This is a genomic window from candidate division KSB1 bacterium (assembly GCA_034505495.1).
Taxonomy (GTDB): Bacteria; Zhuqueibacterota; Zhuqueibacteria; order Residuimicrobiales; family Krinioviventaceae; genus Fontimicrobium_A.
In genome coordinates, this window is the sequence record JAPDQV010000014.1 from 26,082 (window position 1) to 39,269 (window position 13,188).

The following is a 13,188-nucleotide window of genomic DNA, read 5'->3' on the forward strand; positions in this document are numbered from 1 at the left end:
CGGTTCAGCGCCTTTCCCCCTCGATTTTCTGCTGATAACGGCTGCGCCGGTATTCTTCGACCGGATCGATCGGCAGCAGCTTTTCCAGGCGCGCCGCCGCAACGATCGGCCGCACGTCGGCCTGCAGCAGGGCGCGGTTCAAGATGCGGTTGGCCGCGATAATCTCATCGGCATCTTGAGCTTGTTTGAGCTCCCCTTCCGGAACAAGCATGGCGCGGGCCAAGCACTGCTGCAGCGAATCGATCGAATGCAGCACGGCGTGAATCCGATTCTCGCGGCTGCTGCACTGATCGATCATATAGGCCCAGTTCTTGTCGCTTTTTTCATTTGCCACTACGCGTCCGGAAACCAGTTCGTAAAAAATGCGCGCCATTTCCGCATTGGGTTCCACGGCGTGGTCGTCGTCGGCAGCGTATCGGCTGTTGAAATGAAAGCCGCAGCGCATGTTTTCGGCAATGAGTCGCGCCACTATCTGCTCGATGTTGGCGCCGTGAAAATGATGGCCCAAATCGACCAGAACGCCGGTGTTTCCTCCAAGGGCTTTGGCAAGGGCAAATGCCGTTCCCCAATCGGGAATGGTGGTGCTGTAGGTGCCGGGTTCAAAGACCTTGTACTCGATGAGCATCCAAACGTCGGTGCCGGCGGCTTGGCGGATGTGCAAAAGACTCTCTTTTGCCAGCTCATAGTTGCGGCGCAGGGAAATCTGCCCCGGATAAGAAGAGCCGTCCGGCAGCCAAATCGTCACCAGTTTGCTGCCCAGGTCCTGGGCAATGCGACATGCCAGAAGGCTTTGTTCGATATAGCGCTCGCGCGTCTGCTTTTCTTCGGCGGAAAGCGAATTGCGGTGCGAGCCGCGCAAAAAGTAGGTCGGACTGATGGAGCCAATTTTGAGCTCTCGTTCTGCAGCCAGTTTGTGCGCCTCGACCGCTTTTTCCCACGAAGCGACGCCGCTTTCCTCGGCAAAGTCCCAAAGCACGTGCATCGCAACGGCTTCAACGGCACCGGTCAGACGGCGTACCACCGCCGCATCGTCCAATTTTTCGGCCAGGTTGCGCGCCGCCCCGGGCGGCGTATAGTCGCCGAATCGCCCGCCGCCGAAGCGTCCGAACACCCAACTCGGCACCTCCACGGTAAAGCGCTTGACCGCCTCGACGGCGCCTCGTACCCTTGCGGCGCCGAACTCCAGTTCCAGAGCCGACAAACCCCATTTCACCTGTTCTTCCGTCATCATTACGTTATCTCCATTCGTGATTCATAAGCTGCGCCGCAAAAGGCTTGGCAAAAATTCGTCTTGAAAGCTGTTCAATAAGCTGCTCGTATTCCCCCCAATTTTATCCGACCGCTTGGCTCAAGGCCGTTCGAGATCGTACTCGGCGCCGATTTCGTGATACAATAGATCGGCCGGGATGATGCGGTGCTCGGGCGGGGTTTCGCTCTGTGCGCTAATCCGCTGCAGCAGCATGTCGACGGCTTGTCGACCCATTTTGTAGGGGTGCTGATAGACGGTCAGAAATGGCACGCCCAGCCGCGCCACGATGTCGTTGTCGCCGAATTCGGCGAGCAGAACATCATCCGGAATGCGTTTGCCGCTGCGCAGAAGCGCACGTCCCGCACCGAACGCCACCAGACCGCCGATGCTGACCACGGCGTCCACCTTGACCCTGCGCTGCAGCAGATCGATCATTCCGCGCTCGGCATCGTCGACATCGACCTGGCAGCGGACGACCAGATTTTCGTCGAAAGGCAGGCCGACTTCGGCCAATCCCTGACGGTATCCCTCGAAACGTCGACGAGCGACATAAAGATTTTCCGTGGGACCGAAATAGGCGATCTGCCGCTTGCCGGCGGCATAAATGCGGTGCACCACCTTTCTGCTTGCCTCTGCGTCGTCGATAGTCACGGCGTCGACGGTCAGCCCGTCGATCAGGCGGTCGTAAGCGACGATCGGAATGCCTCGGTCGCGCATGCGGCGCAATAGAACCGTGTTGCTTTCTCCAGGCACCGCGTCGATGAGGATGCCGTCGACCAGCAGCGAGGACAAGAACTGCAGGCTCCTTCGTTCCAGCTCCGCCTGCTCGTCGCTGACCATAATGATCGCCTCGTAGCCGCGTTCACGCGCTCGCTCATAGATTCCGCGGGTCACCTCGGAAAAGAACGAAATGCGCAGATTCGGCACCACCACGCCGATCATAAGAGACTGCTGTTTGACCAAACTTCGCGCCAGCAGGTTCGGCTGATAACCGACCTCTTCGGCAAGTTCTTTGACCCGCCGGCGCATTTCCAAGGAAATGTCGTCGGCGTCGCGCAGAGCTTTGGAGATCGTCGCGGGCGTAACGTTCAGCAAGGCGGCCAAATCGCGCAGAGTTACGCGCTTTCGTTTCGGCATCATTTCCTCCTGCATGAGCGTTCGCTGGTCGGCGGGCCTGCGCCGCGGGCGAACGCGTTTTCTAAATCGATTAAGAGCAAATTAATATGCGGAATTTTTGTAGTCAAGCGGTTTTTCGAAAAATATCGACAAATAATCGCTTAAAAAAACGCAGAATGGGACAAAGAGTTTTGGTGTGGAATGGAAAAATGCGGCGGTAAAAAAGGAGAGGGGTGGCGCTCAGCGGATCTCTTTGCCGAAAGGAGTCAGAGCCAAAGTCGCCAATTTGGCGTGCTGCTTGGCAAAAGGAAGGCCGATAATCGTCACGGCCAGCAGCAGGGCAAAGATGAGATGCGTCAGGGCGATCCAAATTCCCCCGATGAACAGCCAGATGATATTGAACAGGGTGCCCAAGCAGCCGGACGAGGTCGGCTTGGAGACGATCTCGCGGCCAAAGGGAAACAGCGCCAACAGCGCCAGCTTGAAGCACTGCAGACCAAAGGGAATGCCGATGATGGTCAGGCAGATCAGGACTCCGCCGACGAGGTATTCGAGGGCGATGATGAACCCGCCGAGCAAAATCCACAATAAATTTCCTAGAAAACTCATGGCCGCCTCCTCATTAAAAGGTCGATTTGTTTACGGCTCTTTTGCCGTCGGGTTTCATCGGCTTCGGCGTTCGCCGGCATGCTGCCGATGCAGGGTTCTGCTCAGCGCTCCGCCAACATTTTGTTGATGGCCGCGGCCGCGCGTCGGCCTTCGCCCATTGCCAATATGACCGTTGCCGAGCCGCGCACAATGTCGCCGCCGGCATAAACGCGATCCATCGAGGTCTTGCCGTTTTCGTCCACCAAAATGTGCCCGTGACGGTCCGTCGCCAATCCTTCGCAGGTCTGTCGGATCAGCGGATTGGCCTCGTTGCCGATGGCGACGATCACGGTATCGAACTCCATGAGGCTCTCGCTGTTTGGGATCTCCACCGGACGACGTCGCCCCGATTCATCCGGTTCTCCCAGCTCGTAAGAGATCGTCTCGACGGCGCGTACCCGTCCCTGTTTGTCGCCCAAAATGCGCTTGGCGTTGCGCAGAAAATGAAAAATGATCCCTTCTTCCTTGGCATGATGCACTTCCTCGACCCGCGCCGGCATCTCTTTTTCGGTGCGGCGGTAGATGACATGCACCTCTTCCGCGCCGATGCGCAGCGCCATGCGCGCCGCATCCATGGCTACATTGCCGCCGCCGAGCACGGCTACCTTTTTCGAACGGTAAATGGGCGTGTTGGCTTTGTCGACGGCATAGGCCTTCATCAAATTGGCGCGCGTCAGATACTCGTTGGCGGAAAAGACGCCCACCAGATTTTCGCCTTCGATGCCCATAAATTTAGGCAGACCGGCGCCGGCGCCGATGAATACGGCGTCAAAACCGTCCTTTTCCAAAAGGTCCTGCAGTTTGCGCGTGCGGCCGACGAGAAAGTTATAGTTGATCACCACGCCCATGCGCAAAAGGGTGTTGACCTCGATCTCGACGATGCGCTTGGGAAGACGAAACTCCGGAATGCCGTAGATCATCACGCCGCCCGGTTTGTGAAAGGCTTCAAAGATGACTACATCGTGGCCCGCCTTGCGCAGGTCGGCGGCGGCGGAAATCCCGGCAGGCCCGCTGCCGATCACCGCAACCCGTTTGCCGGTCGGCGGCTGTATCGCAGGCAGCGAGATATGCCCCGATGCCTGTTCGCGATCGGCGACAAACCGTTCTAATCGGCCGATTGAAACCGCTTTGTCGATGCTCTTTAGGCTTTTGCCGACCGTGCACTGTTCCTGGCACTGGTTCTCCTGCGGGCAGACGCGGCCGCAGATGGCCGGCAAAAGGCTCGCCTCCTTGATGATGGCGATCGACTTTTGATAGTCGCGGTCGACGATCGCTTGGATGAAAGCGGGAATGTTGATGCGCACCGGACAACCTTCGACGCACGGCGCGTTTTTGCATTGCAGGCAGCGCATGGCTTCGACGATCGCCTGCTCTTCGAAATAGCCCAGTGCGACCTCGTTTTGATTGCGAATGCGCTCCGCCGGTGGTTGTTCCGGCATAGGCTGCGGCGGAATGGCGAGCCTCTCCTTGGGCCGCAGCTGCTTACCGTCCAGTTCCTGCAGCAGAGCGGCTGCTTCGCGTTGCAGTTGTTCAGGTGTTTTCATATTGTCGCAGTCGATTGAGTTCCGGATTGAGTCGGCAGTGGTATTCTTGATGAGCTTTTTCCTCGATCTCTTTATAGGCGCGCATACGCAGCATCATATTGTCGAAATCGACCAAATGGCCGTCGAATTCCGGTCCGTCGACGCAGACGAACTTGGTCTCCTTGCCGACGGTTACGCGGCAGCCGCCGCACATGCCGGTGCCGTCCACCATGATCGTGTTGAGGGAAACGACGATCGGCACGTTGAACTCGCGCGTAACCTCGGCGCAGGCCTTCATCATGATCGGCGGCCCGATGGCCACGACGAGATCGGGTTTGGCTCCTGCGCACAGTCGACGCAGCGGCTCGGTCACCAGCCCTTTTTCACCGTAAGAGCCGTCGTCGGTGCAGATTAAAAGCTCGTCGGCAATGGCCTGCATCTCTTTTTCCAGGATCAACAGGCCGTGCGTGCGCGCTCCCAATATCACGATCAGCCGGTTGCCCGCCTGTTTCATGGCCTGGGCAATGGGGTAGAGCGGCGCCGCGCCGATGCCGCCGCCGACGCAGACCACGGTGCCGAATCGTTCGATGTGCGTCGGCTTGCCCAACGGACCAAGAATATGACGAATTTCATCGCCGACTTGACGCTCCGCCAACAAATGGGTGGTCTTGCCGACGGTCTGGAAAATCAGCGTGATGGTGCCGGCCTCGGCATCGGCGTCGGCGATGGTGAGGGGAATGCGCTCCCCGTAATCGGAATCGAGCTGCAGGATGACAAACTGTCCGGGCCGACGCTCGCGCGCAATCAGCGGCGCTTCAACGACAAAGCGGAAAACTTCATCAGAAAGCTGTTCTTTGGCAATGATTCGATGCATCAAATATCCGTCAGATGGGTTGAGACTCTTACTGTCATTGATAGAAAATAAATTATTAAATTTTTCGAAAATAACAAACCCCTTGCAAAACATCATTGGAAAGCCCCTTAAAGCCGTCCAGTCGGCTGAAGCCGCCATGTGGAACGGACAAAAGACAGCGACAGTTTGATCGCTTCAGTATGGGCAAAAAGGGAGGGTGCTGTCGCTAAGGCAGGAGTGAAAAGTGAAAATCGGATTGCGGCAATAGCAGAAATGACAATGCAAAGTCGGACAGAACCTGGAATGCCGGTATGCAGAATTTGGCGCCGGCTGAAGAAACCTCGGCAACTGTCTTGACGCCCGGGTCGCGTGCCGGACAGCCATGTCTCTTTCGACAGGCCTGCCACTTTCCGCTTGCGGATGGCGCGGCATTCAACTATATTTTGCAAAATCCATTCAATCTCGTGGAGCAGAAATGGAAACGAAAAAGAGCCTGCCGTCCAACGCTTATCGGCCGCTGCAGAATGGTGAAGAGTACCTGCCTGTGGTTCCGCCTGACGCCAAGTTACCGGAGGTGACCGCATGGTCCGTGGGGTGGGGGTTGTTTTTTGCGGCGCTGTTTTCGATGGCTGCCGCTTATTTGGGTCTCAAGATCGGACAGGTCTTTGAGGCCGCCATTCCCATTGCCATTCTTGCCGTCGGCTTGTCCGTATTTACCCGCCGCCGGAACGCTCTGTTGGAAAACGTCATCATTCAATCCATCGGCGCCGCTTCGGGCGTCGTCGTCGCCGGCGCCATCTTTACCATACCGGCTCTCTACATTCTTGAACTGAACGCGAATTTTTGGCAGATTTTTCTCGCCTCGCTTTTCGGCGGCTGCCTGGGTATTCTGTTTCTCATTCCCTTCCGTCGCTATTTCGTCAAAGAAATGCATGGACATTTCCCCTTTCCGGAAGCGACGGCGACGACGGAAGTTTTGGTTGCCGGCGAGGCCGGCGGCGAGCAGGCCAAGCTGTTGCTGAAAGCCATGGCCGTCGGCGGTCTTTACGACTTTATCATCGGTACCTTCAACTGGTGGTCTGAAGTGTTTACCAGCCGCGCCGTACCCTTTTTGCGCCATGCGGCTGATCAGTTCAAGATGGTCTTTAGTCTTAACGTCGGTGCCGCAGTCATGGGCTTGGGCTATATCGTCGGTCTCCGCTATGCGGCAATCATCACCGCCGGATCGTTTCTCTCCTGGTTCGTCTTGGTGCCGCTGGTCTACTATTTCGGTCAGCACGCGCCGATGCTCATCGGCAGCACGGCGACGGCGCCGATCGGCGAGATGTCGGCCGAGCAGATCTTTTCCTTCTATGTCCGCCACATCGGCATCGGCGGGATCGCCGTGGCGGGATTGGTGGGTGTGCTCAAGTCCTCCAAGATCATTGTCGGCGCCGTAAAGCTGGCGGCGGGCGAGGTGCTTCATAAGGAGGACGGCAAGCCGCGCGCAACCGTGCGCACCGATCGCGATCTGCCCATGGCTTGGGTGGGAGCGCTGATCGTGCTGCTGATTGTCGCCGTTGGTCTCTTTTTTCAGTTCGGCGTCGTCCACCATGCCGGCCGCGCATTGGCGGCGCTGATCATCGTGTTGCTGATCGCTTTTCTCTTTACGACGGTTGCAGCACGGGCTATTGCCATTGTCGGCACCAACCCCGTCTCCGGCATGACCTTGATGACCCTCATTCTGGCGTCGATCGTCCTGACGCGGGTTGGCCTCTCCGGTCCTACGGGCATGGTTTCGGCGCTGATCATCGGCGGCGTGGTCTGCACGGCGCTGTCCATGGCCGGCGGCTTTATTACGGATCTCAAAATCGGCTATTGGCTGGGCGCTTCTCCCTACCAACAGGAACGTCTCAAGTTCCTAGGCACTCTTGTCGCTGCGGCTTCTGTAGGGCTGGTCATTCTCATGCTCAACAAAACCTACGGTTTTGTCGGCAAAAACGCTTTGGTGGCGCCGCAGGCCAACGCTATGGCGGCCGTGATCAAGCCGCTGATGTCCAACCAACCGGCTCCCTGGATGCTCTATGCCGTCGGCGGCATCCTGGCGCTGATTCTCGAAATGATCGGCATTCCGCCGCTGGCGTTTGCCTTGGGCATGTACATTCCGTTGTCGCTCAACACACCGCTGCTGGCGGGCGGATTGCTGTCGCATTGGGTGATCAAGAGCAGCGCCGACGCCGCCGTCTCGGACAAGCGCCGCGAGCGCGGCACGCTCATCGCTTCGGGATTCATAGCCGGGGGCGCCATTATGGGCGTTTTGTCCGCATTTCTCAAATACATCGGCTTTGAGCGCCTGACTTGGGCGCAGCGCCTCATTACGGCTCACTGGGCCGAAAGCTCCGGCGGGCAGATTCTCGGTTTGGTCATGTTTCTGCTCCTCTGCGGCTATCTCTACCGAACCGCCTGCAGAGAAAAGGATTGATTCGCGCCGAACGGCGGACAGAGCGAAAGCCACGGTATAGGAAAGAAGTGACGATCGTCTTTTATATTTCCGGCCACGGTTACGGACATGCCGTGCGCGATATCGAAATCATCAAAGAACTGCTGCGACAACGGCCGGATGCGGTCGTGCACGTGCGCACCGCCGCCTGGCCGCAGTTGTTCGACAAACTGCCGAAGCATCGCGTCGTCTATCATCGGCGCGAGCTGGATTTCGGCATCAAACAGCCGAACAGTTTCGACGTCGACTGTGAAGCTACTCTGCTCGCTTATGCTGAACTGATCCGTGTCAAAGAGCGGCTGATAAGCGAAGAGATTGCGTTTCTGCACTCGGTTGCGGCCGACTTGATCGTCAGCGACATCACCCCCTTTGCATTCGACGCCGCCGCCGGTTACGGCAAACCTGCGACGGCCGTCGGCAATTTCTCTTGGGACTGGATCTATGCCGATTATGTCGCCCGCATGCCGCAATACGCCTTTGTCGTGGAAGACATTCGCGCTTCCTATCGACAAGCGGCAAGGCTGCTTCGCCTGCCGTTTTACGGAGACATGTCCGCTTTTGCTCAGATCGAAGACGTTCCTTTGGTGGCGCGCTTGGCCGAACGAAGCGGTACCGAGGTTCGCCGGCTGGCCGGGATGACGTCCGATGAACCCTATCTCATGCTCGGCCTGCGCATGGCCGACATGGAAAGCGTCGAATGGCGGCGTTTGGATGAAGAGCTGTCGGCAATCAGCGTCGCCGTCGGCCGTGACGTGCCGCTGCAGCGCTGCCTGCGGTTGGACGAGCAATCGTTGACGTTCGAAGAAATCCTGGCCGCCTGCGATGCGGTGCTTTCCAAGCCCGGCTACAGCATGGTTGCAGAGTCGTTGGCCAACCGAACGCCGCTGCTCTACGTCCGGCGCCGCGACAACGCCGAGGATGCGGCGCTCATCGACGGCCTGCAGCGTTACGGTGTCTGCGAAGAGCTGGCTTGGGATGATTTTCTTGCCGGCCGCTGGTGCGATGCGCTGCGGCGTCTGCTCAATAAACCGCAGAACTGGCCGCCTCTGCGCATCGACGGCGCCGCCGTCATCGCTGAAAAGCTTTTATCGAATCGCTAACTCACTGCAAACATCGCGATGGATCCGGTAAGCATCATCTTCCGCAAACGCAACGGCGAAAAGCTGACGCGGGAAGAGATCGACTATTTCATCGCCGGTTATTGCCGCGACCGCATTCCCGATTATCAGGCGGCGGCATTGCTTATGGCGATTTTTTTGCGGGGAATGGACTTTGAAGAGACCGCCGCACTGACCGCCGCGATGCTCGAATCCGGCGCGCGCCTCGATCTCCGCGGCATCGCGGCGCCCAAGATCGACAAGCACAGCACCGGCGGCGTCGGCGACAAGGTCTCGCTGATCCTGGCGCCGCTGATGGCGTCGGCGGGGCTGTGCGTGCCGATGATCTCCGGCCGCGGCCTCGGCCACACTGGCGGCACGCTCGACAAACTGGAAGCCATTCCCGGCTTCCGCACGCGCCTGAGCCTCGAAGAGTTCTGTCGTCAACTCGAAACCATCGGTGTAGCCATCGTCGGGCAAAGTGAACAGATCGTTCCGGCCGACAGAAAATTGTACGCCCTGCGCGACGCTACGGCCACCATCGAGTCGATGCCCCTGATCACCGCCAGCATTCTCAGCAAGAAACTGGCCGAGGATCTCGACGGTTTGGTAATGGACATCAAGACCGGCAGCGGCGCGTTCATGCGCACCTATGAGGAAGCAAAGACCCTGGCCGAGCTGATCATCCGCACCGCGGCGCTGAACGGCCTACGGACGCGCGTCGTCATCACGCGCATGGACGAACCGCTCGGCCGCGCCGTGGGCAGTTGGCTGGAGGTGAAGGAAGCGTGCGAGTGCCTGCAGGGAAAGGGACCGAAAGATGTGCTGGAGGTCACTTTGGCGCTGGGCGCCGAGATGCTGATTTTGGCCGAGCGCTGCGCCGATCAGGAAGAAGCGAAGGCGCTGCAGATGCGGCTTTTGGAATGCGGCGCCGCGTGGGAATGGTTCAGCCGCATGGTCAAGGCGCAGGGGGGCAACGTCGACTACCTGCTCTTGCCGGACAAATACCCGAGCAGCCGCATCATCGAAACCATCACTGCTGATCGGAGCGGTTGGGTGGGCAGAATCGACGCTCTGGCAATCGGTAAAGCGGTGGTCAAGTTGGGCGGCGGTCGCTATGTCATGGAAGATCAAATCGATCACAAAGCCGGCATTCTGCTGAATGTTCAAGTCGGCAGCCGCGTTAAAGCGGGACAGCCGCTGGCGACGCTTTTTACCGATCGCCTGAGCGCTTTCGAGGAGGGCGCGGCGCTCGCCAAAACCGCTTTTACCATCGTCGAGTCCGCGCCGCAAAAGAGACAATTGATCGTCGATGTTTTCAGTGAGGAGAGTTGGAGAGAATAAATGGAGTTTATTCGTACCGAAATCCCCGATGTGCTGGTGATCAAACCGCGAGTATTTGCGGATGCCCGCGGCTATTTCATGGAAACGTACCGCAGCGATCTCTTTGCTGCTCAAGGTCTGCCCACCGAATTTGTCCAGGACAATATGAGCAGTTCAGTAAAAGGCACGCTGCGCGGGCTGCACTACCAATTGGCTCCTCATGCGCAGGGAAAGTTGGTGAGGGTGCTGCGCGGTGCGGTCTATGACGTCGCCGTGGATCTGCGCCGCGCTTCGCCGACTTTTGGAAAATGGGTCGGTGTGCTGCTCAGCGAGGAAAACCGTCTCTCCATGTTTATCCCTGAAGGATTCGCGCACGGATTTTACGTACTCAGCGACACGGCGGAATTTCATTACAAGTGCACTCGCCTCTATGCGCCGCAAGCCGAGAGGGGCATTATTTGGAACGATCCCGACTTGGCCGTAGAATGGCCGATTCAGGGCAATGAAATCATCCTTTCACCCCGCGACGCCGCCAATCCGCGTTTTCAGGACGCTGAGATGAATTTTTAAGGTCATGCTGTAAGAGCTGTCCCCAAAGTTGTTGCATTGTAAAGCCTGCCGAATAGACTGCACCTGAAATGATCGGCTACCCAAAAGCACTTCAGGAGACCGAAAATCTTTATTCAGATAAACACTTTGAGCAGCAAGTTTGCGCTGCGGCCCTGCTCCGGCATAATCTCCCGCACCCGATTGAGATGCCGGCGGTAGACCGTGTCGAACAGATTGGTTAGCGATAGGGAGAACACACAGAGCGTTTTGCCGACGGTTGCCGTGCGGTAGGCGCTCAGGTCCCACACCGCATAGCCGGCCGTTGGTGCTTCGAACGGCCCAAGGCGTCTTTGCGGCGCCGCAGCGCGCAGCGCAATACTGAAATCCCAACCGTCGGTCGCAAGACCAATATTGATTTTGCCCTCAGCCGGCGGAATGTACGGCAGGGGTGCGCCCGTGCCCGCCAGGCTGCCTTTAACCGTGCTGAAGGTGCCTGCAACATGGAAGCGCTGAAGAATCGGCAAATGAAACGACAGTTCGACGCCGCTCAGCAGAGCGTGAACACCGACGAATCGATAGACATACAGATCGGCCCGCTGCCAACTTTTTTCTCCCGTGTTTTGCGGAAAGACATACCCCCGAATGTCGTTGTGATAGAAAGCAAGACGAAGGAATGCATCCTCACGCTTGAGTTCGCCGAACAGTTCCGCGCCGAAGGCGATTTCCTTTTTCAAGTCGGCGTTGCCGATTTCATAGCTGTAGGCGGCCAAATGCGGCCCCTCCGAGAACAGCTCCTGCGGCATAGGCGCGCGCCAGGTGCGCATGAGATGAACCCCGATCGTGCCGTAAGGGGCAAGACGATAATGAGGGGAAAAACCTGCTGAAACTCCCTGAAACTGCCGCTTCCGGATCATGCCGACATAAGGAGAGAGTCGTTCCTGTTGGGGGGTGACGGACAGGGCATCGAATCGCGCGGCGCCGTGCAGCAGCAGTCGTCCATATTCGATTTCCTGATAATAAAAACCGCCGAACCTTTCCTCGACCGTATTTGGAGTAAAACTGAGCCCGGCCGACGCCAAGTCGCGCGTCGACAACTGCATGCCGACGATGCCTTTGTTCGCTCTGCCCATCGGCTTGACCCGGCCTTCCCAGTTTGCCTCGTAGGCAATCTGACCGAACTCGACGCCCAACTTGCCGTTTTTTTCGAACTCGAAATGACGATAGAGCGTACGGCGAACGGTAAGCTCGTGAGACGCCAGGAATGCAACCGGTTGTCGAAATGCGGCATGCATTTCCTGCGCCGAGCGCTCGAGTCGAATACGCACACCGGACGGGTGCCCGCCTTTGGGATCGGGAGGAATGCCGTACTGCGAAAGATAGCCGATGCCCGCTGCCCCGACGCTTCCCCATTTTTCGACCAGCGATAGCCCGGCAGAATAGGTTTGCGTGGTGAGATCCGTGTTGATCAATTTCCCAAGCGGCGTGCGCATGTCATCAGACCGGCGGCGACTGTAATCAAAGTGCCATGCCGTTGAGCGCAGAGAACCGGAAAATTCGGCGCCGAGCGCCGCTGCTGAGGAGGCGCTCTCTCCTTGGATGATGATTGAGCCGGTTAAAGGCGACTTTTGCGTCGGCACGGCCCTGCGGGCGACGTTGATGACGCCCGCAAGGGTTTGGGTGCCGTAAATCAAGGCTTCGGGCCCGCGGATGATCTCGATGTGCTGGGCCGTCAGCGGTTCAATGGCTACGGCGTGGTCGGATGAAGTCGCCGATAGATCACCCGCCTGCTGTCGATCTTCGAGAATCAGCAGTCGGTCGCTGCTCAAACCGCGCAGCACCGGCCTCGCCGGTGCGGGTCCCATGGTGCGCTGCGATATGCCGGGCTCATAGTCTATCGTCTGCGCAATCGTTTTGCCCAGCGCCTGATGCAGCTTTCTGTCCGAAAAAAGAATGTCCGGCTCGACCGGCGACTCTGTGTCGCCCCGCTTCGCCTCAACGGTCACCCCGCCGAGATGAATGACGGCGCGCTGCAGCTCCAGCGTGATGCGCATCGTGTCATTGCCGATCTCCACCGGCTGCGTGACTTCCGTGTAGCCGATGCGAAAGGTGCGCAGCGTGTACCTTCCGGCCGGAAGATCCGGCAGGCGAAACGTGCCGTCGAGGCCGGCTGTCGCGGAACGGTTGGCCTCGACCAACAGAATGTTGGTAAACTCGACCGGTCGACCGGTTTCCCGCTCGATCACTCGTCCGATCAACTCACCGGCAAAAGAAGACGGGACGATCCCTATTAGGAAAAGCGGCACGGCGACGGTGATCGATTGAAACGCCGTGCCGAGTTTGCGCAAGATCAT

The 13,188-nt window shown here is 58.3% G+C and carries 10 protein-coding genes; 4 read left to right on the forward strand and 6 right to left on the reverse strand.

The features are described from left to right. Positions 1 to 4: 4 nt before the first annotated feature. From ONB24_07770 to ONB24_07790, 5 genes are all read right to left on the reverse strand, one after another. A complete protein-coding gene (locus ONB24_07770; GenBank protein ID MDZ7316004.1) occupies positions 5 to 1,231 on the reverse strand; it encodes an L-rhamnose isomerase in 1,227 nt (408 codons plus the stop codon). Between the two features lie 117 nt (positions 1,232 to 1,348). Then, positions 1,349 to 2,389, reverse strand: coding sequence for a LacI family transcriptional regulator (locus ONB24_07775; protein MDZ7316005.1), 1,041 nt, complete (start codon positions 2,387 to 2,389; stop codon positions 1,349 to 1,351). Between the two features lie 216 nt (positions 2,390 to 2,605). Beyond that, complete coding sequence (locus tag ONB24_07780) at positions 2,606 to 2,974, reverse strand: YccF domain-containing protein (protein ID MDZ7316006.1); 369 nt, start codon at positions 2,972 to 2,974, stop codon at positions 2,606 to 2,608. Positions 2,975 to 3,075: 101 nt separating this feature from the next. Beyond that, a complete protein-coding gene (gene gltA, locus ONB24_07785) occupies positions 3,076 to 4,557 on the reverse strand; it encodes an NADPH-dependent glutamate synthase (protein MDZ7316007.1) in 1,482 nt (493 codons plus the stop codon). Beyond that, positions 4,544 to 5,410 (reverse strand): sulfide/dihydroorotate dehydrogenase-like FAD/NAD-binding protein, encoded by an 867-nt coding sequence (locus ONB24_07790; GenBank protein MDZ7316008.1) that lies wholly within the window; start codon positions 5,408 to 5,410, stop codon positions 4,544 to 4,546. The genes gltA and ONB24_07790 overlap by 14 nt, the downstream gene beginning before the upstream one ends. Before the next feature lie 454 nt (positions 5,411 to 5,864). Here ONB24_07790 and ONB24_07795 point away from each other — a divergent pair, with 454 nt between their 5' ends. The 4 genes from ONB24_07795 to rfbC are packed head-to-tail and all read left to right on the forward strand — an operon-like array spanning position 5,865 to position 10,858. Beyond that, on the forward strand, positions 5,865 to 7,850 hold the full coding sequence (locus ONB24_07795) for an oligopeptide transporter, OPT family (GenBank protein MDZ7316009.1): 1,986 nt from the start codon (positions 5,865 to 5,867) through the stop codon (positions 7,848 to 7,850). 47 nt (positions 7,851 to 7,897) lie between these two features. Then, positions 7,898 to 8,968 (forward strand): hypothetical protein, encoded by a 1,071-nt coding sequence (locus tag ONB24_07800; GenBank protein MDZ7316010.1) that lies wholly within the window; start codon positions 7,898 to 7,900, stop codon positions 8,966 to 8,968. 18 nt (positions 8,969 to 8,986) lie between these two features. Then, complete coding sequence (locus ONB24_07805; GenBank protein ID MDZ7316011.1) at positions 8,987 to 10,309, forward strand: thymidine phosphorylase; 1,323 nt, start codon at positions 8,987 to 8,989, stop codon at positions 10,307 to 10,309. After that, complete coding sequence (rfbC, locus tag ONB24_07810; GenBank protein MDZ7316012.1) at positions 10,310 to 10,858, forward strand: dTDP-4-dehydrorhamnose 3,5-epimerase; 549 nt, start codon at positions 10,310 to 10,312, stop codon at positions 10,856 to 10,858. Between the two features lie 113 nt (positions 10,859 to 10,971). On the opposite strand, the gene ONB24_07815 is transcribed toward rfbC, so the two are convergent. Then, on the reverse strand, positions 10,972 to 13,188 hold the full coding sequence (locus tag ONB24_07815) for a TonB-dependent receptor (protein ID MDZ7316013.1): 2,217 nt from the start codon (positions 13,186 to 13,188) through the stop codon (positions 10,972 to 10,974).